The sequence below is a fragment of the Streptomyces sp. NPDC023157 genome (assembly GCF_055560575.1).
In genome coordinates, this window is sequence record NZ_JBVHIL010000001.1 from 483,334 (window position 1) to 508,782 (window position 25,449).

Sequence of the window (25,449 nt, forward strand, 5' to 3'; positions counted from 1 at the left end):
CGTTCCTACGTCACTGCCCCGGCCCGGTAAGTGATCCGCCCGCCGGCCACCGTGAGCCGGATCGGGGCCTCGGCCGTCTCGTCGGCCGGGGCCTTCGTCGGGTCGAGGGTGAAGGCGGTGAGGTCCGCGCGGAAGCCCGGTGCGATCCGGCCCGCCAGACGCTCCTCCCCCGCCGCGAGGGCCGCGTGCGTGGTCATCCCCTCCAGGGCCATCTCCCCGGTCAGGCCGTGCCGGGCCGAGGCAGCGCCCCTGGGGGCCTGGGCGGTGGCGAGGACCTGGCGGGCGTCGTAGTGGGCGATGGGCCAGTCCGAGCCGAGCGCGAGGTGCGCCCCGGCGTCCCTGAGGTCGCGGCACCGCCAGGCCCGGTCGGCCCGCTCCTCGCCGAGCCGCTTGGACCACTCGTCGGTGCGGTCGGCGCGGGTGTACGCGGTGTGCGGCGGCTGCATGGAGGCGACGACGCCGAGGGCCGGGAAGCGGGCGAGCTGGGCGTCGGGGACGGTCTCGATGTGCTCGACGCGGTGCCGGGGGCCGGTCCCCGCGCCGAGGCTCTCCACGGTGTCCAGGACGTGCCGTACGGCCGCGTCGCCGATGGCGTGGGTGGCGGTGCCGACGCCGGCCCGGTGCAGGTGCCGTACGGCGGCGGAGTACGCGGCCGGGTCGGGCCAGAAGGCGTCGGTGCCCTGGCCGTGGCAGTCGGCGTGCTCCAGCCAGGCCGTGCCGCCCTCCACGGTGCCGTCCATGAAGAACTTGACGCCGCCGATCCGCCACAGCCGCCCCGCCCGGTCCTGGAGCCGGACCAGTTCGTCCAGCTCCTCGGTGGTGGCGCCGGGCATGCACCAGGGGGCGAGGCGCAGCCGCAGCGGCAGGTCGCCGGCGGCCTCGACGGCGGCGAGCAGGCCGGGGACGTCGTGGCCGCCGAGGTCCATGACGTGGGCGCCGGTGAGTCCGGTGGCGGCCATCGCGGTGAGCAGTCCGACGAGCCGGTCGCGGCGCTCGGCGGGGTCCTGGGCGGGGAGGACCGGGGTCATCAGGTCCATGGCGGCGTGCTCGTTGAGGTGCCCGGTGGGGCGGCCCCCGGCGTCGCAGACGATCTCGGAGCGCTGGGTGAAGGCGCGCGGCCCGTCGATGCCGGCGGCCCGGAGGGCGGCGCCGCTGGCGAGGGCGGAGTGCCCGTCGTAGAGGCGCAGGAAGGCGGGGGCGTCGTCGAGGGCCTCCTCGATCAGCTCGCGGTGGATGGGGCGCCCGCCGAAGACGTTGTGGTCGAGGCCGTGGCCGATCACCCAGCCGGAGCGGCGTGCGGCGGTCCTGAGCGCGGCCCGCAGCCCTTCGAGGTCGGTGACGGCGGAGAGGTCGGTGCCCGCGGACATCTCCAGGCCCCAGACCGGGTGGCTGTGGGCGTCGGTGAGGCCGGGGGTGAGGGTGGCGCCGCCGAGGTCGACGAGCTCGGTGCGGGGGCCGCGCCAGGCGCGGGCGTCGGTGTCGTCGCCGAGGGCGGTGATCAGTCCTTCGCGGACGGCGACAGCGGTGTGGCGGGAGGGGCCGGGGGTGCGGAGGCGGGCGTTGACGAGGACGAGGTCGGGTGCGGCGTGCGCTGCGGACACGAGGGGTCTCCGGGTTCCAGGGGCTCGGTGGGCGGTTCTTCGGCGAAGTGGGCGTAGACCTCGGGGCGGGTGCGGCGGAGCCGGTACGCGAGGAGGAGGCCGAGGAGGAAGACGGCGGGGACGACGGCGACGAGGACGGTGTCGACGGTGTCCGAGGCGCCGGTGAAGAGCTGGACCTTGGAGGCGACCAGCCAGATCGCGACGGCCAGCAGGACGGCGGCGGTGCCGGGGGCGACGAGGGTGCGCAGGGCGCCCTCGTGGTGCGGGACGCGGCGGAAGTAGCGGACGACGGCGAGGGCGGCGAGCAGCATCAGCGCCATGAGTCCGAGCATGCCGGGGGTGTTCACCCAGAGCAGCAGCTGGGCGTACGGGTCGGCGCCCGCGGCGGCGAAGCCGAGGACGACGGCGGCGCCGAGCACGGTCTGGACGGCGCCCGCGACGTACGGGGAGCGGTGGCGGGGGTGGATCCGGCCGAGCGCGGCGGGCAGGACGCCCTCCTCGGCGAGGGCGAGGCCGTAGCGGTTGATCGCGTTGTGGAAGGCGAGCAGCGAGGCGATGATGCTGGTCACGATGAAGACGTGCATCAGGTCGGCGGCCCAGGGGCCGACGTACGTGGTGATCGCGGCGAAGAAGAGGCCGCCGGGGTCGTCGGTGGCGGCGGCGACGACCCGGTCGTCGCCGAAGGCCTGGATGACGGTCCAGACGACGAACGCGTAGAACAGGCCGAGGAAGGCGACCGCGATGTAGGTGGCGCGGGGGATGGTGCGGTCGGGGTCGCGGGCCTCGCGGCGGTAGATGACGGTGGACTCGAAGCCGGTGAAGGCCGAGAACGCGAAGGCGAGGACGGCCGCCGTGCCGGGGACGAGCACGTTGCCGGGGGCGAAGGAGGCGAGGGAGAGTCCGCTCGCGCCGCCCCGGAGCAGGACGCCGCCGGCGAGGAGCAGGAGTATGCCGGTCTCGGCGACGAGGAGGACGCCGAGGACCTTGGCGCCGAAGTCGATGGAGCGGTAGCCGCCGTACCAGATGAGCAGCAGGCCGGCGAGGGCGATCGGCAGCCAGGGCAGGTCGACGCCCCACAGGGCCTGGGCGGTGTCGGCGGTGGCGGAGCCGAGGAGTCCGTAGACGCCGATCTCCATGCCGTTGTAGCCGACCATCGCGATGAGCGCGGCGGCGATGCCGACGGGCTTGCCGAGCCCCTGGGCGATGTACGCGTAGAAGGCGCCGCCGCTGCGGACGTGGCGGCTCATGGTGGTGAAGCCGATGGCGAAGACGGTCAGGGTGACGCCGGCCAGGAGGTAGCCGACGGGGGTGCCGATGCCGCCGAGGACGAGGGCTATGGGGGCGACGCCGGCCATCACGGTGAGCGGGGCGGCGGCGGAGACGACGAAGAAGGAGATGTCGGCGGTGGTGAGGCTGCCGGTTCTCAGCTCGGGTCGTGGTGGCTCGTCGGCGGTGCGGGAGGACATGGGTGGGGAGGCCCTTCTGCGGCAGGAGCAGGAAACCTAAAGCCTTTCGGTTGGCGCAATGTAGCCTCGGGTCCATCGATCCGGGAAGACCTGAACAGGGGGAAAACCTTCATGGGCCGGCCGCGCACACCTCTCCTCGACCGGGAGCGCATCACCACCACGGCGCTCGAACTCGTCGACGAGCAGGGCGACTTCAGCGTGCCGCAGATCGCCCGGCGACTGGGCGTACAGACGGCCTCGGTGTACCACCATGTGGACGGCCGGGACGGCATAGTCGAGTTGCTGCGGGAACGGGTCTGCGACGCGATCGACGGCGGCGCGCTCGACCGGGAGCCCTGGGACGCGGCCATGGCGGCCTGGGCCCGCTCCTACCGCGCCGCCTTCGCCGCCCACCCGCGCGCCATCCCGCTCCTCACCACCTCGCCGGTGCGCGCGCCCCGGGTGCTCCTCCAGTACGAGAAGGCCGTCGTCCGCCTCCTGGGCGCGGGCTTCCCGCTCAGCGACGTGATGCCGGTGATCATCGCCCTGGAAAACCTGGTGCTCGGCTCGGCCCTCGACATGGCCGCCCCCGAGGCGATGTGGGAACTGACCGACGAGACGGCCACACCCCAACTGGCCCGCGCACTGGCCGAGGTCGCCGAGGGACGCACGGACGCGGCCTTCGAACTGGCGCTCGCGGGGTACCTGGAACACTGCCGACGGCGGCTCGACGCCGCCACCCCCTGACCAAGGAGAACAGCACCGTGGCCATCCTCATCCTGTCCGCCCTCGTCGTCCTCGCCGCCGTGGGCTGCGGCTGTGTCGTCTGGGCGGCCCGCGGCGGCCCGCGCTGGACGCGCGGCGTGGCCGGCGCCACCCTGGCGGCGGGCGAACTGGCGCGCGGGGTCAGCCGGTCGAGCCGGAAGCGCAACGGCGGCGCGGGCGTGGACGGCGACGGGGAGTAGGACTCCGCCGGGTCCGGCGGGGCATGCCACGACGACCCCGCAGGGGCAGGGCCACCCCACTATGCACCCCGTGTATACGCACTACGTATAGTCGCCCGCATGACCACCGCCTCACGGCCCTTCAAGACCCTGGCCGTCTCCTCGCTCGGCGTCGCCGCCTCGCATCTGATCCTCTCCGACACCCTCTACCTGGGCTTCGCCGGACAGGCCTCGGCGACACTGGGCGGCGGCGGGCCGGCGTACTCCGGGGACCAGGCGTTCACCACGGCGATGATCAACACGGCCCTCGTGATGCCGCTGGTGCTCTGGATCGGGCTGCGGATCTCCGGCGAGCGGCGGCTGTGGCTGACCGTGACGACGGGGACCTTCGCCTGGATCTGCGCCGTGTGGAACGGCCTCGACCACATCGACGACGCCCCCGGCACCCTGCTGCCGCTGCGCTCGCTGCTCCTCGTGGTGGCCGTGACCGCGCTCGCCTCGCTGATCCCGACGAGCGCCCTGCGCCGCGCTACGCGCCGTAGAAGCGCTCCTCCACCACCGCCCGCGCCCGGCGCGTGATCCGACGGTAGTCGTCGACCATCTCGCCGACATGGCCCGGGCCGTAGCCCAGGTAGCGCCCGACCGCGGCCAGTTCGCGCGGCTCGGAGGGGAAGGTGTCGCCGGGACGGCCGCGGACCAGCATCACCGCGTTGCGCACCCGGGTCGCCAGGACCCAGGCCTCGTCCAGGATCTGGGCCTCGTCCGTGCCGATCAGCTCCGCCGCGTGGGCGGCTGCCAGCGCCTCCCGGGTCCGGGTGGTGCGCAGACCGGGCTCGGCCCAGCCGTGCCGCATCTGGAGCAGCTGCACCGTCCACTCGACGTCGCTCAGGCCGCCGCGGCCCAGCTTGGCGTGGAGGGTCGGGTCGGCGCCGCGCGGCAGCCGCTCGGTCTCCATCCGGGCCTTGAGCCGCCGGATCTCGCGCACCGCGTCCTCGCCGAGCCCCTCCATGGGGTACCGCAGCGGGTCGGCGAGCTCGATGAACCGCGCGCCCAGCTCGGCGTCTCCGGCCATCGGCTCGGCGCGCAGCAGGGCCTGGCTCTCCCAGACCAGCGACCAGCGCCGGTAGTAGGCCTCGTAGGACTTGAGGGTGCGGACCATGGGGCCGCTCTTGCCCTCCGGGCGCAGATCGGCGTCGATGAGCAACGGCGGGTCCGCCGTGGGGAGCTGGAGGAGCCGACGCATCTCGGTGACGACCTGGTTGGCGGCCCGGGCGGCCTCCTGTTCGTCGACGCCCTCGCGCGGCTCGTGCACGAACAGGACGTCCGCGTCGGAGCCGTAGCCGAGTTCGTGGCCGCCGAAGCGGCCCATGCCGATCACGGCGAACCGGGTGGGCAGTTCGTCGCCCCACTCGGCCCGCACGGCGGCTCGGAGGGCGCCGGCGAGGGTGGCCGCGTTGAGGTCGGTGACGGCCTTGCCGACCCGGTTCACGAGGGCGCCGGGGTCGGGCTCGCGGGGGCTGTCCTCCGTACCGTACGAGCGGATGAGGTCGGCGGCGGCGGTGCGGAAGAGTTCCCGGCGGCGCACGCCGCGCGCCGCGGCCACCGCCTGCTCGGCGCCGTCCGCCCGGCCGACGGCGGCGAGCACCTCCTGCTCCAGGTGTTCCCGGCCGCGCGGCTTGAGGCCCTCCGGGTCGCCGAGGATCGCGACCGCCTCGGGGGCGCGCAGCAGCAGGTCGGGGGCGAGCCGGCCGGCGGACAGGACCCGGGCCAGGTTCTCGGCGGCGGCGCCCTCGTCGCGCAGCAGCCGCAGGTACCAGGGGGTCTTGCCGAGCGCGTCGGAGACCTTGCGGAAGCCGAGCAGGCCGGCGTCCGGGTCGGCGGAGTCGGCGAACCAGCCGAGCAGCACCGGCAGCAGCGTGCGCTGGATGGCGGCCTTGCGGCTGACGCCGGAGGACAGCGCCTCCAGATGGCGCAGGGCGGCGGACGGGTCGGCGTAACCGAGCGCTTCGAGGCGCTGGCCGGCCGCCTGGGGGCTGAGCCGGATCTCGCCGGGGGCGAGCTGGGCGACGGCGTCGAGGAGCGGGCGGTAGAACAGCTTCTCGTGCAGGCGGCGCACCACGGTCGCGTGCCGCTTCCACTCCTTGTTGAGCTCGGCGACCGGGTCGGTGCGCAGGCCCAGGGAGCGCCCGAGGCGGCGCAGGTCGGCCTCGCCCTCGGGGACGAGGTGGGTGCGGCGCAGCCGGTAGAGCTGGATGCGGTGTTCCATGGCGCGCAGGAAGCGGTACGCGTCGTCGAGCTGGGCGGCGTCGGCGCGGCCGACGTAGCCGCCGGCGGCGAGGGCGGCGAGCGCGTCGAGGGTGCTGCCGCTGTGCAGGGTGGCGTCGCTGCGGCCGTGCACGAGCTGGAGGAGCTGGACGGCGAACTCGACGTCCCGCAGGCCGCCGGGGCCCAGCTTCAGCTCGCGTTCGACCTGGGCGACGGGGATGTTGTCGACGACCCGGCGGCGCATCTTCTGCACGTCGGGGACGAAGTTCTCGCGCTCGGCGGCGTGCCAGACGAGCGGGGAGACGGCGTCGATGTAGGCGGCGCCGAGCTCCGGATCGCCGGCCACCGGGCGCGCCTTCAACAGGGCCTGGAACTCCCAGGTCTTGGCCCAGCGCTGGTAGTAGGCGAGGTGGGAGGAGAGGGTGCGCACGAGCGGGCCGTTGCGGCCCTCGGGGCGGAGGTTGGCGTCGACCGGCCAGATGGTGCCCTCGACGGTGGTCTCGGAGCAGATCCGCATGAGGTGGGAGGCGAGCCGGGTCGCGGCCTGGATCGCCTTGCCCTCGTCGGCACCCTCGGCCGGCTCGCCGACGAAGATGACGTCGACGTCGGAGACGTAGTTGAGCTCGTGGCCGCCGCACTTGCCCATGGCGATGACGGCGAGCCGGCACTGGGCGGCGTCCTCGGGCGCGGCGACGGCGGCCAGCGCGAGGGCGGCGCGCAGGGTGGCGGTGGCGAGGTCGGCGAGCTCGGCGGCGGTCTGGGCGACGAGGGTGGTGCCGCACACGTCGCGGGCGGCGATGGCCAGCAGACAGCGCCGGTAGGCGACCCGCAGCGAGACCGGGTCGGAGGCCTCGGCGAGGCCGCGCTCGAAGTCGGCGACGCCCGGGTTGAGGTCGGCGGCCTCGTACGTGACGAGGGCCTGCCAGTCCTGCGGGTGGCGGGCCAGGTGGTCGGCGAGCGCCTCGGAGGCACCGAGCACGCCGAGCAGCCGGTCCCGGAAGGGCTTGGCGGAGAGCAGGGTGGTGGTGAGCGCCGGGCGCTCGGCCTCGGGCTGCGCCTCGACGAGCCGGACCAGGCCGCGCAGGGCGAGGTCGGGGTCGGCGGTGCCGCCGAGGGCGTCGAGGAGCACCGGGTCGCCGCGCAGGGCGGCCAGCTCCTCCAGGTCGAGCAGGCGTTCGGCGGCGGACGGATCGGTGAACCCGTGCCGCAGCAGCCTGCTGAACGTGCTGCTCCTGCGTCCCGGCACCGTCATGCCGCCGCTCCCTCCACCGGTCGGTCCAGCCCCCGGACGAGCCTATCCGGCGAACGGCCGCCTTGGCGTTTCGAGGTGCGTGGCGGGCGCGCTTCGGACACGGTGGTACGGCCGGAACCGCACCGCACACCCCACCCAAGGAGGAGCCCGAACGTGAACTGGACCCTGGAAGTCGTCCCCGTCCCCGTCACCGACCTGGACCGGGCCAAGGAGTTCTACGCCGACCGGTGCGGCTTCAAGGTCGATCTGGACCAGGAGGTGGCGCCGGGCATCAGGATCGTCCAGATCACCCCGCCGGGCTCCCGCTGCTCGCTCACCCTGATCCAGGGCATGCCGGCGTTCCCCGGCACCCGCGAGATGCCCCCCGGCACCCTGCACGGCCTCCAGCTCTGCGTGACCGACATCGAGGGGGCCAGGAACGAACTCGTCGAGGCGGGCGTGGACGTGTCGCCGGTGATGCACGTGGGCGCGACGGGCTGGGAGGAGGGCAAGGGCGGGACCTGGAACTCGTTCCTGACCTTCGCGGACCCCGACGGCAACGGCTGGGTGGTCCAGGAGGCCCCGACGGAGCTGTCCGAGCGCTGAGCCTTCCGGCTCCTAGAGCACGACCCGATAGTTCCGCACGGTCTCGTCCTCGCCGTCGTACGCCATCCCCGCCCGCTCCATCACCCGCTGCGAGGCGAGGTTGTCGAGGTTCGCGTCGCCCCGCACTGCCGTGGCCCCGGCCTCGCGGGCGCGGCCGATCAGGGCCCGCAGCGCCTCGGTGGCGAAGCCCTGTCCCCGGAAGGCCGGCACGAGCCCGTACCCGATGGTGACGACACCGTCGGGGCCGGGCGGCCGGTGAAAGCCGATGCCGCCGATGACGACGTCGTCCTCGTCACGCACCCGTATCGCGTACGGCCGGTAGACGCCGGGATCCCCCCGCTCGGCGACCCCGGCGAGGAAGGCCCGCGCGTTGGCGACGTCCCCGACCCCCGGGTACTCCGCGGCCCAGTGCTCCCCGGCCGCGGGCCGGACGTCGACGATGCGCTGGGCGTCGCCGAAGGAGAGCGGGTGCAGGACCAGCCGCTCCGTTTCGATGATCTTCGTTTCACTCACGCGCCGAAGTCTCGGGCCGCCCGGTGGCCGGACGCAACGCAATTGCCCGGCCACCCCCGCACGACGCCGAAGCGCCTACAGCACCGGCAGGTTCTTCCGCAGCTCGAAGGCGGTGACCTCGGAGCGGTACTCCTCCCACTCCTGCTTCTTGTTGCGGAGGAAGAAGTCGAAGACGTGCTCGCCGAGGGTCTCCGCGACCAGTTCGCTGCGTTCCATCAGGGCGATGGCCTCGCCCAGGTTCTGCGGGAGGGGCTCGATGCCCATCGCGCGGCGTTCGGCGTCGCTGAGGGCCCAGACGTCGTCGTCGGCGCCGGCCGGGAGTTCGTAGCCCTCCTCGATGCCCTTGAGGCCGGCGGCGAGGAGGACCGCGTAGGTCAGGTAGGGGTTGGCGCCCGAGTCGATGGAGCGGACCTCGACGCGGGAGGAGCCCATCTTGCCGGGCTTGTACATCGGGACGCGGATCAGCGCGGAGCGGTTGTTGTGGCCCCAGCAGATGTACGCGGGGGCCTCGCCGCCGGAGCCGGCGGTGCGGCCCGAGCCGCCCCAGATGCGCTTGTACGAGTTGACCCACTGGTTGGTGACGGCCGAGATCTCGCCCGCGTGCTTCAGCAGGCCGGCGATGAAGGAGCGGCCCACCTTGGAGAGCTGGTACTCGGAGCCAGACTCGTAGAAGGCGTTGCGGTCGCCCTCGAAGAGCGAGAGGTGGGTGTGCATGCCCGAGCCCGGGTAGTCCGAGAACGGCTTCGGCATGAAGGTGGCCTGGACGCCCTGTTCGAGGGCGACCTGCTTCATGACCAGGCGGAAGGTCATGATGTTGTCGGCGGTGGAGAGCGCGTCCGCGTACCGCAGGTCGATCTCCTGCTGGCCCGGCGCGCCCTCGTGGTGCGAGAACTCGACCGAGATGCCCATGGATTCGAGCATGGTGATCGCCTGGCGGCGGAAGTCCATGCCCACGTTCTGCGGGGTGTGGTCGAAGTAGCCGGAGTTGTCGGCCGGGGTGGGCCGGGTGCCGTCGAGCGGCTTGTCCTTCAGGAGGAAGAACTCGATCTCGGGGTGGGTGTAGAAGGTGAAGCCGAGGTCCGAGGTCTTGGCGAGGGCCCGCTTCAGGACGTAGCGCGGGTCCGCGAAGGACGGCGAGCCGTCGGGCATGAGGATGTCGCAGAACATCCGGGCCGTGCCGGGGGCCTCCGCGCGCCAGGGCAGGATCTGGAAGGTGCCCGGGTCCGGCTTGGCGATCATGTCGGACTCGTACACGCGGGCGAAGCCCTCGATCGCGGAGCCGTCGAAGCCGATGCCCTCGTCGAAGGCCTGCTCCAGCTCGGCGGGTGCGACGGCCACCGACTTCAGGAAGCCCAGCACGTCGGTGAACCACAGACGCACGAAGCGGATGTCGCGCTCCTCGAGCGTACGGAGCACAAATTCCTGCTGCTTGTCCATTTCCACACCCATCCTCGCTGGTCAGGCCGCCTGCTCCCACCGCCTCGGGCACATCGGGGGGCACCTGAGCATCCCACCACATGGTTTCGTGCACGTTGCCTACCCATAGTGCCTGCTCCGCTGTGACCGAGGTAACGGGAAAGCGGCCGGAAAGCGGCGCCGGTCAGGCATCTTTCCGGTACCGAGTGGTCCCCCGTTCGGCCCAAGGACCCCTTTCAACCACTACGATCGGCGCCCATGGGAGCCTCCCGGCTCATCGGCCCGCCGCGACACGCGCGTCCCCTGGCACTGGCGAGTGCCGTGGCGACGCTCATCGGCGCGCTCTTCCTCTGTCTGGGGGTCGGCGACCCGGCCGGCGCCGACCGGGGCCTCGCCGCCCACGAGCAGGCCGTACGGCATCACACGTCCCTCGTCGAGGAGTACGTCTGCCCGTACGACCCCGGCGGCTGCTCCCTCTTCCCGTCCCTCTCCCCCGCGGTGCTCAGCGCCCCGCCGCTGGACCCGCCGCTGCACACGGAGGGGCGGCTGCCGCGCCTCGGCGCGCCGCACCACTCCGGCCTGGCGCCCCGCCCCGGCGCGCAGCCCCGCGCGCCGGACCTCCACGTCCTTCAGGTGCTGCGGACGTAAGCGGCCGGGTCATCCCCACAGTTCGTTCGCATCGTTCGCATTTCCCCTTACTTCCGAACTTCCGAGAAGGACGACATCACCATGGCCGCGAACCGCTCCACCACCTCCGACCGCCGCGCCAAGATAGAGGAGCTGCGCCGCGCCGAGCAGGCCCGTGAGCGCCGCAACCGTCTGCTGACGATCGGTCTCTCCACCGTCGTCGTGCTCAGCCTCGTCGGCTTCGGCGGCTGGGTGATCACCAAGGAGAACAAGGAGCAGGAGCAGACGGAGGCAGCCGCCAAGGCCCCCATCAAGGGCGAGAAGGACTGGGACGCCAAGAAGCTGGGCCGCAACCACGTCACCACCCCGGTGAAGTACGACATGAAGCCGCCGGTCGGCGGGGACCACAACCCCGTCTGGCAGAACTGCAACGGCGACGTCTACGACAAGTCGGTCAACGACACCAACGCGGTGCACTCCCTGGAGCACGGCGCCGTCTGGGTGACGTACAACAAGAAGGCCGCCCCCGGTGACGTCGAGAAGCTGAGCGCGAAGGTCAAGAAGACCCCGTACTCGCTGATGAGCCCGGTCGACGACCAGAGCGGCGCCATCATGCTCAGCGCCTGGGGCAAGCAGGTGACCGTGGACGGCGCGGGCGACCCGCGCGTCGACGCGTTCTTCACCAAGTACGTCAACGGCCCGCAGACCCCCGAGCCGGGCGCCGCGTGCACCGGCGGCGTCGGCGCGGACGGCCAGGGCGGCGCCGGGATGGGCCAGTGAAGCTGAACCGGACGCAGTGGGCGTCCGTCACCGCCGTGGTCCTGGCGCTGCTGTTCGCCGGGGGCGCCGTCACCGTCGCCTCCGCGGACCGCGACAAGGGCCCGGCGACGCCCACCGCGGAGTCGGCGGACGCGGGCTTCGCCCGCGACATGTCCGTCCACCACCAGCAGGCCGTCGAGATGTCCTTCATCGTCCGCGACCGCACCGAGGACGAGGAGGTGCGCCGCCTCGCGTACGACATCGCCAACACCCAGGCCAACCAGCGCGGCATGATGCTGGGCTGGCTCGACATGTGGGGGCTGCCCAAGGTGCAGTCCGGCGTGGAGCCGATGACCTGGATGGGCATGGGCGGCATGTCCGCGGCCGAGGGGGCTGGCGAGGACGGGGAGCTCATGCCGGGCATGGCCACCCGCGCCGAGCTGGACCAGCTGCGCAAGGCCTCCGGCAAGGCCGCCGAGGTGCTGTACCTGAAGCTGATGACCGAGCACCACAAGGGCGGCATCCACATGGCCCAGGGCTGTGTGGAGCGGTGCGTGCCCGGCGTCGAGCGCGACCTCGCGCAGGGCATGGTCGACGGGCAGCAGTCCGAGATCAAGCTGATGGCGGACATGCTCAAGCAGCGCGGCGCCTAGGAGGCGGCCGTACCTCCGGCTGACCCGCGCCGATGCGCCGGCCCCCGTGACCCCAGCGGTCGCGGGGGCCGCGTCGTGAACGGAGAATGGGGGGTGCTCGGGGACCCCGTCCGCACGCCGGCGTCCGACGTCCGGCGTTCGACGAAAGGTACGCACCCCATGACCACGGCGAAGGACATCATGCACGCGGGAGCCCAGTGGATCCCCGCACACGAGACCCTCGACCGCGCCGCCCAGCTGATGCGCGACCTGAACGTGGGCGCCCTGCCCATCGCCGACCAGAACGAACGGCTCTGCGGCATCATCACGGACCGCGACATCGTCGTGGGCTGTGTGGCCATGGGCCACGACCCCGCCAAGATCACCTGCGGTGAGATGGCCCAGGGCACCCCGCGCTGGATCGACGCGGGCGCCGACGTGGGCGCGGTCCTGGAGGAGATGCGGAGCCACCAGATCCGGCGGCTGCCGGTCGTCGAGAACAAGAAGCTGGTCGGCATGATCAGCGAGGCCGATCTGGCCCAGCAGCTGTCGGACGAGCAGCTGAAGGCCTTCTGCGCGAGCGTGTACGCCGCTTCCTGAGGCGGTCTCAGCCTCCGAGTACGGCCCGGGCCACGGCGTCCGGGCGGTCCAGCATGACCAGATGGCCCGACGGTTCGGCCGCCTCGTAGCGGGCGCCGAGCCGCCGGGCCAGCGCGCGTTGGCGCCGCTCCCAGCGGGCGGAGCCGTCCGGCGCGGCCAGCACGGTGACGGGCAGGCCCGGCGGGAGCGGCACCCGCTCGCGCAGCGCGAGGAGTTGGGCGGCGACGGCGCCGTAGCGGGCGTTCTCGTCGAGGATGCCGCGCAGCACGCGCGAGGTGCGGTAGACGCGGCGGACCAGGGCGGGCGGCGCCGGGTCGTGCCGTACGGACAGCGCGCGGGCGGCCGGTCCCAGCGCGGCCGGCACGCCGACCGCGGACAGGACCGCGCCCAGCAGCCGGGCCCGGCCGGGCGCGGTGCGGGAGGCGCGCGGGCGCTCCTCCACGGACGAGTCGACGAGGACCAGCGCGGCGGTACGGGCCGGGTGGAGGCGCGCGAAGGCCTCCGCGTGGAACCCGGCGAGGGAGTGGCCGACGACCGTGGCGGGGCCGGGCAGGCGCAGCGCGTCGAGCACGGCGGCGATCCTGTCCGCCTCGCCCACGGCGGTGGACGGCCCGGCGGCGGGGCCGGACAGCCCGTGGCCCGGCCGGTCGAAGCGGACGACCGTGCGGTACGGGGCGAGCAGCGGGACGACCGGATCCCAGTCGAACCAGCTCATGCCGAGCCCCGCGGACAGCACGCAGACGGGGCCCGATCCGTCGACGACGACGTGGTGGGGGACACCGCCGATGCGGACGAAGAGGGGGGCGGGGGTGGCGCCGTGGGCGGGGGTGGCGTCGTGGGTGGGGGTGGCGTCGTGGGTGGGGGTCATGGGCGCTGTCCCCACGCCCGGTGGTCCCGCTCCCGGAACACCGACCACGCGAGCACCGCCAGCCACATCGCCACGAGGAGGACCTGGAGGCGCTGGCCCGCGCCCAGGGACCACAGGCCCTTGCCCGCCTCGAAGGCGGCCACGGCGGCGAGGGTCCAGGCGGTGGCGGCGAGTTCGAGGGCGACGAGGGCGGGGCCGGTACGGGCGAGGGGGCGCCACAGGCCGTAGCGGCGGGCGGCGACGGTGAGGGCGATCATCGCGGTCAGGGCGCCGGCCATGGCGAGGCTGGAGCTGACGGCGTGGGCGGTGTGGGTGGCGGGCACGAGTCCGGCGGTCTCGCGCGCGGCGCACTCGGGGTCGGCGGTGGGGGTGCAGCTGAGCGGGAGCCGGGAGTCGACGGCGGTGGCGGCGCCGAAGAGCGCGAGGGCGAGCCAGCCGGCGAGCAGCCAGGGGCGGCGCGGGCCGGGTTCGCGCCGGGCCCAGGAGGTCCCGGCCGGGCCGTCGGGGCCGGGCCGGGCGGTCGCCACGAGGCCGGTGAGCGCGCCCGCGAGGACGAGCAGTCCGGCCGTGAGGTCGGTCGCGCGGAACAGGCCGCCGAGCGGCTGGTCGGCGGCGGCGAGCTCGGAGACGTAGGTCCGGATCGGGTCGAGCCCGGTCCGGACGACGACTTCGAGCACCCAGGCGGTGTACGCGAGCGCGCCGAGCGCGAGGAGGACGGCGGCGGTCTGCGTGGCTTTCCTGGACACACTCGTCCTACGTCAGGGCGTGGTGGAAGGTTCCCGGTGTTCCGGGTGGATCCAGCCCGGCTTGCGGTATTTGAGCAGGGCCCCGGGGATGAGGAGGCCGAGGACGAGCAGGCCGCCGCCGACGATCAGGAGGTAGCGCCACAGCGGCTGGTCACCGAACTGGTCGGGCGGCACGAAGCCGATGGCGAGGGCGGCGACGGAGGAGACGAAGCCGATGCCGGCGACCCACGCGACGGCGGGGACGCGGAAGCCGCGCTCCACGGCGGGCTGGGTCCCGCGCAGCCTGACGACGGCCACGAACATCAGCAGGTAGGCGATGAGGTAGATCTGCACGGTGATCACGGAGAACATCCAGTACGCGCTGGAGACGTTGTCGCTGAAGGCGTAGAGGATGCCGATCAGGGTGGTGACGACGCCCTGCGCGACCATGATGTTCAGGGGGGCGCCGGCCTTGTTGAACTTCTGGAACACGGGCGGCAGGTAGCCCTCCTGCCGGGAGAGCAGGACGAGGCCCTTGGCGGGTCCGGAGAGCCAGGTGAGCATGCCGCCGAGGGCGGCGCAGACCAGCATGATGCCGACGACCTTCGTCATCCAGCCGATGGAGAAGTGGTCGAAGAAGGCCTGGAAGGCCTGCATGAGGCCGGCGGTCAGGCTGAGCTGCTCGGCGGGCATCACCCAGGCGATGGCCAGGGCCGGAAGGATGAAGATCAGCAGGACGAGGCCGGTCGCCAGGAACATCGACTTCGGGTACTCGCGCTTGGGCTCGCGCAGCGAGGAGACGTGGACGCCGTTCATCTCCATGCCCGCGTAGGACAGGAAGTTGTTGACGATGAGGACCAGGCTGGCGAGGCCGGTCCACGGCGGCAGCCAGTGGTCGGCCGTCATGGGCTGGGCGGACGGGTTGCCCTGGCCGAGGAAGACGATGCCGAGGACGACGAGCAGGACGCCGGGGATGAGGGTGCCGATGACGAGACCGAAGGAGGACAGGCCGGCGATGGTCCGCGTACCGCGCGCGGAGATCCAGACCCCGGACCAGTAGATGACGACGATGACGATCGCGACGTAGAGGCCGTTCTCCGCGAGGGAGGGGTCGATGACGTACGCGAAGGTCGAGGCGACGTAGGCGAGCAGGCTCGGGTAGTACGCGATGGTCATGGCGAACTGGCACCAGACGGCGAGGAAGCCGAGCGGTTTGCCGAGCGCCTCGCTGACCCAGCGGTAGATGCCGCCCTCCCAGCCGGAGGCGAGCTCGGCGCCGACGAGGGCGGTGGGCAGCAGGAACACGAGGGCGGGCAGCAGGTAGAGGAAGATCGCCGCGAGTCCGTAGAGGGCCATGGACGGCGAGGGCCGCAGGGAGGCGACGGACGCGGTCGTCATGAACGCGAGCGTCAGCCAGGAGATGAACTGCCGCCTGGTGCCGTCGTCCTGGCGGAGCTCCGCTTCCGTCGGGGAGCCCGTGGCGGTGTTCCCAGCCGACTCTGCCGGATCGTCAGTGGTCGTCATGGGCCCATGATCGGCGGGCGGGACCAGCTTCGCATGTCGGCCGAAAGAGGAGTGAACCGTCCCATCCGGCCTCCGGTGCGGATCACGAACACATATCGTTCACAAATCAACTGGTCCCTTCACATGCGGCTGCCTTACGGTCGTGATCTCCAGGGGTGGGGCGGTCTTGCCATGCCCCGAACCGCTCGCGAAGGACACCGCATGACCATGCCCACCCACTCCCCCGACCAGCAGCCCTGGGGCGCGCCGGGAACGCAGCCCCCGGTCCAGCCCCGCAACGGGCTCGGCGTCACGGCACTGGTGCTCGGCATCGTGGGCCTGCTCTTCGCGATCATCCCGTTCCTGTTCTGGCTGGGCGGGATCCTGGGCCTGCTGGCCCTGATCTTCGGCATCATCGGCGCCTCGCGGGCCGGCAAGGGCCTGGCGACCAACAAGGGCAGTGCCGTGACCGGCCTGGTCCTGGGCGCCCTCTCGATCCTCGTCTCGATCGTCTGGACCGTCGTCATCGCCACGGCGGTGAAGGACGTCGCCGACGAGATCGAGAAGTCGGGCGGCCTGCCGACGGCCACCGCCTCCGCCGAGCCGGGCGCCGGCGGCGCCGCCAAGCCCTCGGCCAAGGCGACCGACGCGGCCTCCGGGGCGCTGAAGTTCGGTGAGACCTTCGCGTACGACGACGGCCTGAAGGTCACCGTCTCCACGCCGCGTGCCCACAAGCCCGACGCCTTCGCCGCCGGGTTCACCAAGGGCAACAAGGCCTTCCAGGTGACCATCACCATCGTCAACGGCAGCAAGGAGGCCGTCGACATCACCGCCGCCCTGCCGAACGCCAGCGACGCCAACGGCGCGTCCGCCGAGATGGTCTTCGACGGCAGCTACGCCACCAAGCCCTTCGAGGGCAAGGTGCTCCCCGGCAAGCAGGCCAAGGCCGACTTCACCTTCTCCATGGCGCCCGACGCCGCCGGCGAGCTCCAGGTCGAGATCGCCCCGACCGTGCTGGACCACGAGTCGGCGGTCTGGACCGGTCCGACGAAGTAATCAGGAAGGGGCGCGAGGCGCATTCCCCAGGACATAGCGTCGAATTGACGATTAGACTGGGGGGCGTGCCTCAACTACGCCTCGCCCTGAATCAGATCGACTCGACGGTCGGCGACCTCGCCGGCAACGCCGAGGCCGTCGTCCAGTGGACCCGGCACGCCGCCGAGCAGGGGGCGCACCTCGTCGCGTTCCCCGAGATGGTGCTGACCGGCTACCCCGTCGAGGACCTGGCGCTGCGCTCCTCGTTCGTCGAGGCCTCCCGGGCCGCCCTGCGGGCACTCGGGCGGCGCCTCGCGGACGAGGGCTTCGGCGAGCTGCCGGTCGTCGTCGGCTACCTCGACCGGTCCGAGCGCGACCGGCCCCGGCTCGGCCGGCCCGCCGGCTCCCCGGAGAACGCCGCCGCCGTGCTGTACCGGGGCGAGGTGGTGCTGCGCTTCGCCAAGCACCACCTGCCCAACTACGGCGTCTTCGACGAGTACCGCTACTTCGTCCAGGGCGACACCCTGCCCGTCCTGCGCGTCCACGGCGTCGATGTCGCCCTCGCGATCTGCGAGGACCTGTGGCAGGACGGCGGCCGGGTCCCGGCGGCCCGCAGCGCCCGGGCCGGACTGCTGCTGTCGGTCAACGCCTCCCCGTACGAGCGGAACAAGGACGACGCCCGGCTCGAACTGGTCCGCACCCGCGCCCGGGAGGCCGGCTGCACCACCGCCTACCTGGCGACCACCGGCGGCCAGGACGAGCTGGTCTTCGACGGCGACTCGATCGTCGTCGACGCCTCCGGCGAGGTGATCGCGCGGGCCCCGCAGTTCGCCGAGGGCAGCGTGATCCTGGACCTGGACCTCCCGGCGGCCGTGCCCGACGCCCCCACGGGGACCGTCGACGACGGACTGCGGATCGACCGGGTGGTGCTCTCCGAGGAGCCGCTGCCCGCGTACGAGCCGGAGGTGACCGGCGGCTACGCGGAGCGGCTCGACGACGACGAGGAGGTCTACTCGGCGCTCGTCGTCGGCCTGCGGGCGTACGTCGCCAAGAACGGCTTCCGGTCCGTCCTGGTCGGCCTGTCCGGCGGCATCGACTCCGCCCTGGTCGCCGCCATCGCCTGCGACGCGGTCGGCGCGGCACACGTGCACGGCGTGTCGATGCCCTCGAAGTACTCCTCGGACCACTCGCGCGGCGACGCCGCCGAACTGGCCCGCCGCACCGGCCTCGACTTCCGCACCGTCCCCATCGAGCCGATGTTCGACGCCTACATGGGCTCCCTCGCCCTGACCGGTCTCGCCGAGGAAAACCTCCAGTCCCGGCTGCGCGGCACCCTGCTCATGGCGCTCTCCAACCAGGAGGGCCACCTCGTCCTCGCGCCGGGCAACAAGTCCGAGCTGGCGGTGGGCTATTCGACCCTGTACGGCGACTCCGTCGGCGCGTACGGACCGATCAAGGACGTCTACAAGTCGGACGTCTTCCGGCTCGCCCGCTGGCGCAACCGGGCCGCCGAGGAGCGCGGCCAGCTCCCGCCGATCCCGGAGAACTCGATCAGCAAGCCCCCCAGCGCCGAACTCCGCCCGGACCAGGTCGACACGGACTCGCTGCCCGACTACGCGGTCCTGGACCGGATCCTGGAGCTCTACGTCGACCGCGACCGGGGCAAGGACGAGATCGTCGCGGCCGGCTTCGACGAGGAGCTGGTGACGCGGACGCTGCGGATGGTGGACACGGCGGAGTACAAGCGCCGCCAGTACCCGCCGGGCACCAAGATCTCCGCGAAGGGCTTCGGCAAGGACCGGCGCCTGCCCATCACCAACCGCTGGCGGGAGACCCGCTCCTGACGGTCGCTCCGGCGGCGCCGGATGGACCCCTGGAAGCCCAGGTCAGAACTTCACGCGGGCCGCGACCGGCAGGTGGTCGCTCTTCGTCTCCGGCAGGGTCCAGGACGAGAGCGGCTCGACGCCCTTCACCATGATCTGATCGATCCGGGCCATCGGGAACGACGCCGGCCAGCTGAAGCCGAAGCCGTCGCCGGCCGCGCCCTGCGTGGAACGCAGCTGCGAGGTCACCGCGTTGAGCGAGCGGTCGTTCATGGTGCCGTTGAGGTCGCCGAGCAGCACGATCCGCTGATGCGGGTCGTGCGAGATGGCCTCGCCGAGGGCGTTGGCGCTGTTGTCGCGCTGGTTGGCGGTGAACCCGGCGTTCAGCTTGACCCGTACGGAGGGGAGGTGGGCCACGTAGACGGCCACGTCCCCGGCCGGCGCGGCGACGGTGGCGCGCATGGCGCGGGTCCAGCCCATCCGGATGTCGACCGGCCGCGGGTCGCGCAGCGGGTACTTGCTCCACAGACCGACCGTGCCCTGCACCGAGTGGTACCGGTACGTGTCGGCCAGGCCCCGCTCGTAGGTGGGCACCACGTCGCCCTTGAGCTCCTCCAGGGCCACCACGTCCGCGCCGGAGGCCGCGATCTGACGGGCCGTGCCCTCCGGGTCGGGGTTGTCGGCGTTCACGTTGTGGCTCACCACGGTGAGGCCCTCGCCGGGCTCCGACTTGTCGACGATCAGGCCGCCGAAGACGTTGACCCACACGACGGCCGGCAACAACAGGGCGATCAGCGCGGTCGCGGAGCGGCGCAGCAGGGCGAGGACGAGGAGCAGCGGCACGAACAGGCCGAGCCAGGGCAGGAAGGTCTCGGTCAGGCTGCCGAGGTTGCCGATCCGGTTCGGGATGTCCGAGTGGAACACCATCAGGAACGTCAGCAGCACCGCGCACAGGGCGAGGAGGATGCCGCGCCGCCAGATGCCGCGGTCGCCGCGCAGGGCCCGCAGACGGAGGGCGAACCGGGAGGCGGGGCCCTTGTCGTGCGGCGCGCCGCCGTTCTCGGTCTCCGTCATGTCCACCCGCGTCATCGCTGCCGTCCTCACTGCCTTGCTCTGCGACCCGGACTCGACCCTAGGCGATTCCGGTTCGGTCGTACTCCCCGAGGGACGACAGAGCGGCGTGGCGGGTTCCTGCAGGTGGCGCGGGGCGTACTGCTGTGACAGAACGCGCACATTCGTACGACTCGTCCGGTCGTGCGTCGCGCCTGGTCAGTCGCGCGGGCGCACGCCCTCCAGGACGGCGTCGACGACCTGCTCGGCGAGGTCCGGTTCCAGGGTGGCGCCGGGGCGGATGACGGTACGCAGCAGCAGCGGGCCGGTGAAGAGGTCGTTGACCAGCTCGACGTCCAGGTCGTCGCGGATCTCGCCGAGCTCCATCCCGCGCCGTACGACGTCCAGCCCGAGGCGGCGGCGGGGGTCGATGACGGTCTGGTGGTACGCGTCCCACAGCTTGGGGTAGCTCTGCATCTGCGAGAACACGTTGTGCAGCAGCGCCGAGTTCCGCTTGGCGAGTCCTCGCCGCCGGATCGACTCCATGAGCGCGACGAGGTCGTCCCGGACCGAGACGCCGGGCAGCACCGGGTCCGGGAGCTCGACGGAGCGCAGCAGGTCGACGAAGAGCTCCTCCTTGCCGGGCCAGCGACGGTAGATGGTGGCCTTGCCGACCCCGGCGGTGCGGGCGATCCTCTCGATCGACAGTTCGGTCAGCGGCGTCCCGCCCTCCAGCAGCCCGATCGCCGCATCGAAGATCGCCTGCTCCGCCGCCTCACTCCGCGGCCGGCCACGCCGGGCGGAGGCGGGGCAGTCGTCGGTGGGAGGCGGGGGCGGGGCTGTGGCGCGAGGGGTGCCCCCGGCGCTCCCGGCGCCCTCGGCCCGGGGCGTGGCCGGGGCCTGAGCTGTGGCCCGGGGGGTGCCCCCGGCGCTCCCGGCTCCTCGTCCGGTTCCCGGGCCCGTCGCCCGGGCCCCGCCGTTCTCCTGCGCCACGTCCGCTCCGCCTCTCCGTCCGGGCCCCTGGGCCACCGCCGCCGCCGCCTCTGCCGCTACCTCGTCACCGATTCTCCCGCCTTCACGCGGTCGCCGGGAACGTCGGCGCGCTCCGTGGGGGGCGCCGGGGTGCGGCCGGGGAGGAAGAGGGCCACGACGACGGCGCCCAGGAGGGCGACGGCGGCGGAGCCGATGGCGGCGACGTGCATGGCGTCGAGGAAGGCGTCGTACGCGGGGGCGACGAGGCCGCGCCCGGCCGGGCCCAGCTTCTCGGCGACGGCCAGGGTGGCCTCGATGGACTCGCCGGCCGCGTCGCGCAGCCCGGCCGGTACCGCGCCGAGGTGGTCCTCGATGCCGCCGCGGTAGGTGGAGGACAGGACGGAGCCGAGGACGGCCACGCCGAGCGCCCCGCCGACCTGGCGGAAGGTGTTGTTGATCGCCGAGCCGGAGCCGGCCTTCTCGCGGGGCAGCGCCTGCATCACGGCGACGGTGACCGGCGGCATGATGTGCGCCATGCCGGCGCCCTGGACGAAGAAGACGACTTCGAGGACCCAGACCGGGGTGTCGGCGTCGAAGAAGGCGAACGCGCCGAGGCCGACGGCGACGGCGAGCATGCCGGCCGTGCACACGGCCTTCGCGCCGAAGCGCTCGACGACCAGCCGGGCCCGCGGCGAGAACAGCACCTGGGCGATGGCCAGCGGCAGGATCAGCAGGCCGGACTGGAGGGCGCTGTAGCCGCGGACGCTCTGCAGGTAGAAGGCGGAGAAGAAGGTCACGCCGAGCAGGGCGAAGAAGACGAGCGCGATGGCGGCGACGGCGGCGGAGAACGCGGGCTTGCGGAAGTACGAGATGTCGAGCGCCGGGTGGTCGGTGCGCTTCTCGTACAGCACGAAGCCGGTGAGGACCGCGAGGCCGGCCAGCGCGGGCACGAGGACGGTGACGTCGGTGACGCTCGCCAGCTCGCCGCCGCGGATGATGCCGTACACGAGCAGGACCAGGCCGAGGACGGAGAGCAGCACGCCGGGCAGGTCGATCCGGCCGGGCTTGGGGTCCTTGGAGTCGGGCACGAGCCACGTCATGAGGACGAGCGCGAGGAGCACGACGGGCACGTTGACGAGGAAGATCGACCCCCACCAGAAGTGCTCCAGGAGGATGCCGCCGGTGATGGGGCCGATGGCGATGGCGAGGCCGACGCTGCCGGCCCAGATGCCGATGGCCTTGGGCTGCTCGTCGCGCTCGAAGACGTTCATGAGGACGGCGAGGGTGGCCGGCATGACGAAGGCGGCGCCGAGGCCCATGAGGGCCCGGTAGGCGATGAGTTCGCCCGGGGAGCCGGAGAGCGCGGCGAGCGCGGAGGCGATGCCGAAGACGGTGATGCCGAAGAGGAGCACCTTCTTGCGGCCGAGGCGGTCGCCGAGCAGGCCGGAGGTGAAGAGGAGTCCGGCGAAGACGAGCGTGTAGGAGTTGATGGCCCACTCCAGCTCGCTCTGGGTGGCGCCGATGCCGGTGGGCGCGGGGCTGGCGATCGTCTTGACGGCGACGTTCAGGATCGAGTTGTCGAGCACGACGATCAGCAGGCTGAGCATCAGGACGCCGAGGATCGCCCAGCGGCGGCGGTGCACGGCCTCGGGTATCCGAGGAAGGGTGAGGTCAGGGGACGGCTGAGACATGGTCCTCACCCTAGACCTATTTCGATACGAGACCGTCTCGTATCGAAACGCCTGATGAAGTTTTTACGTTGCGCCGGTGTGAACAGCGCCACTCCGCCCCACTTCCCCGGCCCCCCGCCGAAGTGCCACCATGGACGTGGTCCGGGGACGCCACAGGGCGCCTCGAGATGACAAAAAGGAGCCGTTCACCATGACGCTTCAGGCTGCCCAGAAACCGCCCGCCGACAGCAGCAAGGCGCTGTACGGGGGGAAGGGCACCCGCCGCATCACCGTCCACGACATCGCCGCCGCCAAGACCCGCGGCGAGAAGTGGCCCATGCTCACCGCCTACGACGCCATGACCGCGTCCGTCTTCGACGAGGCCGGCATCCCCGTGGTCCTCGTCGGCGACTCCATGGGCAACTGTCACCTCGGCTACGAGACCACCGTGCCCGTCACGATGGACGAGATGACCCTGCTCTCCGCCGCCGTCGTACGGGGCACCCGGCGCGCCCTCGTCGTCGGCGACCTCCCGTTCGGCTCGTACCAGGAGGGCCCGGTCCAGGCCCTGCGCAACGCCACCCGGCTGGTCAAGGACGCGGGCGTCGGCGCGGTCAAGCTGGAGGGCGGCGAGCGCTCCCTCCCGCAGACCGAGCTGCTCGTCCAGGCCGGCATCCCCGTCATGTCCCACCTGGGCCTGACCCCCCAGTCCGTGAACACCATGGGCTACCGGGTGCAGGGCCGCTCCGACGAGGCCGCCCACCGGCTGCTCAGCGACGCCAAGGCGGCGCAGGACGCGGGCGCCTTCGCCGTGGTCCTGGAGCTCGTCCCGGCCGAGCTGGCCGCCGAGGTCACCCGCTCGCTGCACATCCCGACGATCGGCATCGGCGCCGGCCCCGACACGGACGCCCAGGTCCTCGTCTGGACCGACATGGCCGGTCTGACCGGAGGCAAGGTGCCGCGCTTCACCAAGCAGTACGCCAACCTGCGCGAGACGCTCGGCGACGCCGCCCGCGCCTTCGCGGAGGACGTCACCGGCGGGGCGTTCCCCGCCGAGGAGCACAGCTTCCACTAGGCCCCACCGGACCTTCCCGGAAAGAACGACAGCCCGCCGACCGTCCCCCGTCGGCGGGCTGTCGGCATCTGCCGGCGTCTGCCCTGCCGGAGGCGGTCGGGCGCGGTCGGTGCCTGTCGGGGCCTGTCGGGGCCCGTAGGTGTCTGTCGGCGCCTGTCGGTGCCCGTAGGCGGTGCTGTCGGTCGGCTGTCGGTGCGTTGTCGGTGGCGCCGTGTTCCATGGTGGACATGACGCGATCACACACCAACGCCGTCGAGGTCCGGGGCCTCGTGAAGCACTTCGGCGAGACGAAGGCCCTCGACGGGGTCGACCTGGACGTCCGCGAGGGCACCGTCCTCGGGGTCCTCGGCCCCAACGGCGCCGGCAAGACCACCCTCGTCCGCTGCCTGTCCACCCTCATCGCCCCCGACGCGGGCACCGCCTTCGTCGCCGGCTACGACGTGGTGCTCCAGCCCCGCCAGCTGCGCCGCACCATCGGCCTCACCGGCCAGTACGCCTCGGTCGACGAGAAGCTGTCCGGCTGGGAGAACCTGTACATGATCGGGCGGCTGCTCGACCTCTCCCGCAAGGACGCCCGCACCCGCGCCGACGAGCTCCTGGAGCGCTTCTCCCTCACCGAGGCCGCCAAGCGCCCCGCGATGAACTACTCCGGCGGCATGCGGCGCCGCCTCGACCTGGCCGCCTCGATGATCGGCCGGCCGGCCGTGCTCTACCTGGACGAGCCGACCACCGGCCTCGACCCCCGCACCCGTAACGAGGTGTGGGACGAGGTCCAGCGGATGGTCGCCGAGGGCGCCACCGTCCTGCTCACCACGCAGTACATGGAGGAGGCGGAGCAGCTCGCCAGCGAGCTGACCGTCATCGACCGCGGCCGGGTCATCGCCCGGGGCGGCGTCGACGAGCTGAAGGCGCGGGTCGGCGGCCGCACCCTCCAGGTCCGCCCGACCGATCCGGCCGACCTGTCCGCCATGGCGGCGGCGCTCCGCGAGTCGGGCCTCGACGGGATCGCGGGCTCGACCGTGGTGCCCGACGAGGGCGTGCTGTACGTGCCGATCCTCAGCGACGAGCAACTGACCGCCGTCGTGGGCCTGTTCGGTGCCCGCGGCTTCGGCATCGCCCACATCGGCACCCATCTGCCGAGCCTCGACGAGGTGTTCCTCGCCATCACGGGCGAGAAGACGACCGCTACCGACTCCGTCCAGGACGCGCTTACCCAGGAGGTCGCCGCATGAGCACCACCACCCTGCCCCAGACCCCCGTGGGCACCCCCGGCGCCACGCCCGCCCGGAAGGCGTCCGGCGACGCCGACGGCCGCATCGGCCTGCGGGCCAACGTGCGCCACATCGGCGCCCTGGTCCGGCGCAACGCGCTGCAGATCAAGCAGGACCCGGAGGCGATGTTCGACGCCGTCCTGATGCCGATCATCTTCGTGCTGCTCTTCGTGTACGTCTTCGGCGGCGCGATCGCCGGCAAGGGCAACAACACCGAGTACGTGAACTACGTCGTGCCCGGCCTGATGGCCATGATGGGCATGAACATCGCGATGGGCGTCGGCACCGGCATCAACGACGACTTCAAGAAGGGCGTCATGGACCGGTTCCGGACCATGCCGATCGCCCGGTCCTCGGTGCTCATAGCGAAGATCGTCGTCGAGCTGGGCCGCATGCTGATCGCCACGGCGATCCTGCTGGGCATGGGCTTCCTGCTCGGTCTTCAGATCCACACCTCGGTGCTCCACCTGTTCGCCGCGATCGGCCTGTCCGCGGTCTTCGGCGCCGCCCTGATGTGGATCTTCATCCTGCTCGGTCTCACGATGAAGACGGCCCAGGCCGTCCAGGGGATGGCGATGCTGGTGCTGATGCCGCTGCAGTTCGGCTCGTCGATCTTCGCCCCGCCGACCACGATGCCCGGCTGGCTTCAGAGCTTCACCGACTACAACCCGCTGTCCAACCTCGCCGACGCCGCCCGCGGCCTGATCAACGGCGGCCCCGTCGCCCACTCGGTGTGGATGACGCTCGCCTGGTCGGCCGGCCTCACCCTGGTCATGGCGCCGCTGGCGGTCTCCAAGTTCCGCAAGAAGACCTGATCC

General features: G+C 72.4%; 24 protein-coding genes. 13 read left to right on the forward strand and 11 right to left on the reverse strand.

Annotation, left to right across the window (positions count from 1 at the left end):
- Window positions 1-5: 5 nt before the first annotated feature.
- Window positions 6-1,601: an amidohydrolase gene (locus ACZ3ZE_RS02215; protein ID WP_467257038.1), complete on the reverse strand. Its 1,596-nt coding sequence runs from the start codon at window positions 1,599-1,601 to the stop codon at window positions 6-8.
- Window positions 1,499-3,067 (reverse strand): APC family permease, encoded by a 1,569-nt coding sequence (locus ACZ3ZE_RS02220; RefSeq protein ID WP_467257040.1) that lies wholly within the window; start codon window positions 3,065-3,067, stop codon window positions 1,499-1,501. The genes ACZ3ZE_RS02215 and ACZ3ZE_RS02220 overlap by 103 nt, the downstream gene beginning before the upstream one ends.
- 111 nt (window positions 3,068-3,178) lie before the next feature.
- On the opposite strand from ACZ3ZE_RS02220, the gene ACZ3ZE_RS02225 reads away from it, so the two are divergent.
- The 3 genes from ACZ3ZE_RS02225 to ACZ3ZE_RS02235 all read left to right on the forward strand — a co-directional run bounded on the left by ACZ3ZE_RS02225 (window position 3,179) and on the right by ACZ3ZE_RS02235 (window position 4,569).
- Complete coding sequence (locus ACZ3ZE_RS02225) at window positions 3,179-3,793, forward strand: TetR/AcrR family transcriptional regulator (protein ID WP_361163816.1); 615 nt, start codon at window positions 3,179-3,181, stop codon at window positions 3,791-3,793.
- 17 nt (window positions 3,794-3,810) lie between these two features.
- On the forward strand, window positions 3,811-4,011 hold the full coding sequence (locus tag ACZ3ZE_RS02230; protein ID WP_363292676.1) for a hypothetical protein: 201 nt from the start codon (window positions 3,811-3,813) through the stop codon (window positions 4,009-4,011).
- 99 nt (window positions 4,012-4,110) lie between these two features.
- A complete protein-coding gene (locus ACZ3ZE_RS02235; RefSeq protein ID WP_467257042.1) occupies window positions 4,111-4,569 on the forward strand; it encodes a hypothetical protein in 459 nt (152 codons plus the stop codon).
- Here the strand turns inward: ACZ3ZE_RS02235 and ACZ3ZE_RS02240 are convergent.
- Entirely contained in the window at window positions 4,520-7,507 is a 2,988-nt protein-coding gene (locus ACZ3ZE_RS02240; protein WP_361163810.1) for a bifunctional [glutamine synthetase] adenylyltransferase/[glutamine synthetase]-adenylyl-L-tyrosine phosphorylase, read from the reverse strand. The two genes, ACZ3ZE_RS02235 and ACZ3ZE_RS02240, sit on opposite strands and share 50 nt — an antisense overlap.
- A 153-nt stretch (window positions 7,508-7,660) precedes the next feature.
- Between ACZ3ZE_RS02240 and ACZ3ZE_RS02245 the strand changes: the two genes are divergently transcribed.
- Complete coding sequence (locus ACZ3ZE_RS02245; RefSeq protein ID WP_361163808.1) at window positions 7,661-8,092, forward strand: VOC family protein; 432 nt, start codon at window positions 7,661-7,663, stop codon at window positions 8,090-8,092.
- A 12-nt stretch (window positions 8,093-8,104) separates the two neighbouring features.
- Here the strand turns inward: ACZ3ZE_RS02245 and ACZ3ZE_RS02250 are convergent, their stop codons facing one another.
- Both ACZ3ZE_RS02250 and ACZ3ZE_RS02255 read right to left on the reverse strand, forming a co-directional pair.
- A complete protein-coding gene (locus ACZ3ZE_RS02250) occupies window positions 8,105-8,605 on the reverse strand; it encodes a GNAT family N-acetyltransferase (RefSeq protein ID WP_363292679.1) in 501 nt (166 codons plus the stop codon).
- A 75-nt stretch (window positions 8,606-8,680) separates the two neighbouring features.
- Window positions 8,681-10,042 carry a glutamine synthetase family protein gene (locus tag ACZ3ZE_RS02255; protein ID WP_132915727.1) on the reverse strand — a complete coding sequence of 454 codons (1,362 nt, stop codon included), beginning with the start codon at window positions 10,040-10,042 and terminating at the stop codon, window positions 8,681-8,683.
- Between the two features lie 237 nt (window positions 10,043-10,279).
- Here ACZ3ZE_RS02255 and ACZ3ZE_RS02260 point away from each other — a divergent pair, with 237 nt between their 5' ends.
- The 4 genes from ACZ3ZE_RS02260 to ACZ3ZE_RS02275 all read left to right on the forward strand — a co-directional run bounded on the left by ACZ3ZE_RS02260 (window position 10,280) and on the right by ACZ3ZE_RS02275 (window position 12,639).
- Complete coding sequence (locus ACZ3ZE_RS02260; RefSeq protein WP_361163803.1) at window positions 10,280-10,669, forward strand: hypothetical protein; 390 nt, start codon at window positions 10,280-10,282, stop codon at window positions 10,667-10,669.
- An 81-nt stretch (window positions 10,670-10,750) separates the two neighbouring features.
- Entirely contained in the window at window positions 10,751-11,428 is a 678-nt protein-coding gene (locus ACZ3ZE_RS02265) for a DUF3105 domain-containing protein (RefSeq protein WP_361163801.1), read from the forward strand.
- A 2-nt stretch (window positions 11,429-11,430) separates the two neighbouring features.
- Window positions 11,431-12,060, forward strand: coding sequence for a DUF305 domain-containing protein (locus tag ACZ3ZE_RS02270; RefSeq protein ID WP_361164720.1), 630 nt, complete (start codon window positions 11,431-11,433; stop codon window positions 12,058-12,060).
- Window positions 12,061-12,219: 159 nt separating this feature from the next.
- Window positions 12,220-12,639, forward strand: a complete 420-nt coding sequence (locus ACZ3ZE_RS02275; protein ID WP_361163799.1) for a CBS domain-containing protein — start codon at window positions 12,220-12,222, stop codon at window positions 12,637-12,639.
- Between the two features lie 7 nt (window positions 12,640-12,646).
- Here ACZ3ZE_RS02275 and ACZ3ZE_RS02280 read toward each other — a convergent pair whose 3' ends face one another.
- The 3 genes from ACZ3ZE_RS02280 to ACZ3ZE_RS02290 are packed head-to-tail and all read right to left on the reverse strand — an operon-like array spanning window position 12,647 to window position 15,756.
- A complete protein-coding gene (locus ACZ3ZE_RS02280) occupies window positions 12,647-13,507 on the reverse strand; it encodes an alpha/beta fold hydrolase (protein WP_467257044.1) in 861 nt (286 codons plus the stop codon).
- Entirely contained in the window at window positions 13,504-14,253 is a 750-nt protein-coding gene (locus tag ACZ3ZE_RS02285; RefSeq protein ID WP_361623491.1) for a DUF998 domain-containing protein, read from the reverse strand. The genes ACZ3ZE_RS02280 and ACZ3ZE_RS02285 overlap by 4 nt, the downstream gene beginning before the upstream one ends.
- Window positions 14,254-14,265: 12 nt before the next feature.
- On the reverse strand, window positions 14,266-15,756 hold the full coding sequence (locus tag ACZ3ZE_RS02290) for a glutamate/gamma-aminobutyrate antiporter GadC (RefSeq protein WP_361163794.1): 1,491 nt from the start codon (window positions 15,754-15,756) through the stop codon (window positions 14,266-14,268).
- 201 nt (window positions 15,757-15,957) lie between these two features.
- On the opposite strand from ACZ3ZE_RS02290, the gene ACZ3ZE_RS02295 reads away from it, so the two are divergent.
- The gene (locus ACZ3ZE_RS02295) at window positions 15,958-16,791 is read left to right on the forward strand and encodes a DUF4190 domain-containing protein (RefSeq protein WP_361163792.1); all 834 of its coding nucleotides are present in this window, start codon (window positions 15,958-15,960) and stop codon (window positions 16,789-16,791) included.
- A gap of 65 nt (window positions 16,792-16,856) precedes the next feature.
- Complete coding sequence (locus tag ACZ3ZE_RS02300; RefSeq protein ID WP_361623488.1) at window positions 16,857-18,614, forward strand: NAD+ synthase; 1,758 nt, start codon at window positions 16,857-16,859, stop codon at window positions 18,612-18,614.
- Window positions 18,615-18,656: 42 nt separating this feature from the next.
- Here ACZ3ZE_RS02300 and ACZ3ZE_RS02305 read toward each other — a convergent pair whose 3' ends face one another.
- The 3 genes from ACZ3ZE_RS02305 to ACZ3ZE_RS02315 all read right to left on the reverse strand — a co-directional run bounded on the left by ACZ3ZE_RS02305 (window position 18,657) and on the right by ACZ3ZE_RS02315 (window position 22,306).
- The gene (locus tag ACZ3ZE_RS02305) at window positions 18,657-19,682 is read right to left on the reverse strand and encodes an endonuclease/exonuclease/phosphatase family protein (RefSeq protein ID WP_361163788.1); all 1,026 of its coding nucleotides are present in this window, start codon (window positions 19,680-19,682) and stop codon (window positions 18,657-18,659) included.
- A 180-nt stretch (window positions 19,683-19,862) separates the two neighbouring features.
- Entirely contained in the window at window positions 19,863-20,636 is a 774-nt protein-coding gene (locus tag ACZ3ZE_RS02310) for a TetR/AcrR family transcriptional regulator (protein WP_467257046.1), read from the reverse strand.
- A gap of 56 nt (window positions 20,637-20,692) precedes the next feature.
- Complete coding sequence (locus tag ACZ3ZE_RS02315; protein ID WP_361163784.1) at window positions 20,693-22,306, reverse strand: MFS transporter; 1,614 nt, start codon at window positions 22,304-22,306, stop codon at window positions 20,693-20,695.
- 190 nt (window positions 22,307-22,496) lie between these two features.
- Here ACZ3ZE_RS02315 and panB point away from each other — a divergent pair, with 190 nt between their 5' ends.
- The 3 genes from panB to ACZ3ZE_RS02330 all read left to right on the forward strand — a co-directional run bounded on the left by panB (window position 22,497) and on the right by ACZ3ZE_RS02330 (window position 25,446).
- Window positions 22,497-23,360, forward strand: a complete 864-nt coding sequence (gene panB, locus ACZ3ZE_RS02320; protein WP_361163782.1) for a 3-methyl-2-oxobutanoate hydroxymethyltransferase — start codon at window positions 22,497-22,499, stop codon at window positions 23,358-23,360.
- Window positions 23,361-23,578: 218 nt separating this feature from the next.
- The gene (locus ACZ3ZE_RS02325; RefSeq protein ID WP_361623485.1) at window positions 23,579-24,592 is read left to right on the forward strand and encodes an ATP-binding cassette domain-containing protein; all 1,014 of its coding nucleotides are present in this window, start codon (window positions 23,579-23,581) and stop codon (window positions 24,590-24,592) included.
- Window positions 24,589-25,446 (forward strand): ABC transporter permease, encoded by an 858-nt coding sequence (locus ACZ3ZE_RS02330; RefSeq protein WP_467257048.1) that lies wholly within the window; start codon window positions 24,589-24,591, stop codon window positions 25,444-25,446. Before ACZ3ZE_RS02325 ends, ACZ3ZE_RS02330 begins: the two co-directional genes overlap by 4 nt.
- Window positions 25,447-25,449 lie beyond the last annotated feature (3 nt).

What these genes read in the sequence shown, in the direction of transcription:
- ACZ3ZE_RS02295 (WP_361163792.1), top strand. Translation starts at nt 15,958, where the DNA reads ATGACCATGCCCACCCACTCCCCCGACCAGCAGCCCTGGGGCGCGCCG.
- ACZ3ZE_RS02290 (WP_361163794.1), bottom strand. Translation starts at nt 15,756, where the DNA reads ATGACGACCACTGACGATCCGGCAGAGTCGGCTGGGAACACCGCCACG.
- ACZ3ZE_RS02305 (WP_361163788.1), bottom strand. Translation starts at nt 19,682, where the DNA reads ATGACGCGGGTGGACATGACGGAGACCGAGAACGGCGGCGCGCCGCAC.
- ACZ3ZE_RS02260 (WP_361163803.1), top strand. Translation starts at nt 10,280, where the DNA reads ATGGGAGCCTCCCGGCTCATCGGCCCGCCGCGACACGCGCGTCCCCTG.
- ACZ3ZE_RS02235 (WP_467257042.1), top strand. Translation starts at nt 4,111, where the DNA reads ATGACCACCGCCTCACGGCCCTTCAAGACCCTGGCCGTCTCCTCGCTC.
- ACZ3ZE_RS02225 (WP_361163816.1), top strand. Translation starts at nt 3,179, where the DNA reads ATGGGCCGGCCGCGCACACCTCTCCTCGACCGGGAGCGCATCACCACC.
- ACZ3ZE_RS02315 (WP_361163784.1), bottom strand. Translation starts at nt 22,306, where the DNA reads ATGTCTCAGCCGTCCCCTGACCTCACCCTTCCTCGGATACCCGAGGCC.
- ACZ3ZE_RS02280 (WP_467257044.1), bottom strand. Translation starts at nt 13,507, where the DNA reads ATGACCCCCACCCACGACGCCACCCCCACCCACGACGCCACCCCCGCC.
- ACZ3ZE_RS02240 (WP_361163810.1), bottom strand. Translation starts at nt 7,507, where the DNA reads ATGACGGTGCCGGGACGCAGGAGCAGCACGTTCAGCAGGCTGCTGCGG.
- ACZ3ZE_RS02325 (WP_361623485.1), top strand. Translation starts at nt 23,579, where the DNA reads ATGGTGGACATGACGCGATCACACACCAACGCCGTCGAGGTCCGGGGC.
- ACZ3ZE_RS02220 (WP_467257040.1), bottom strand. Translation starts at nt 3,067, where the DNA reads ATGTCCTCCCGCACCGCCGACGAGCCACCACGACCCGAGCTGAGAACC.
- ACZ3ZE_RS02330 (WP_467257048.1), top strand. Translation starts at nt 24,589, where the DNA reads ATGAGCACCACCACCCTGCCCCAGACCCCCGTGGGCACCCCCGGCGCC.
- ACZ3ZE_RS02275 (WP_361163799.1), top strand. Translation starts at nt 12,220, where the DNA reads ATGACCACGGCGAAGGACATCATGCACGCGGGAGCCCAGTGGATCCCC.
- ACZ3ZE_RS02255 (WP_132915727.1), bottom strand. Translation starts at nt 10,042, where the DNA reads ATGGACAAGCAGCAGGAATTTGTGCTCCGTACGCTCGAGGAGCGCGAC.
- ACZ3ZE_RS02265 (WP_361163801.1), top strand. Translation starts at nt 10,751, where the DNA reads ATGGCCGCGAACCGCTCCACCACCTCCGACCGCCGCGCCAAGATAGAG.
- panB (WP_361163782.1), top strand. Translation starts at nt 22,497, where the DNA reads ATGACGCTTCAGGCTGCCCAGAAACCGCCCGCCGACAGCAGCAAGGCG.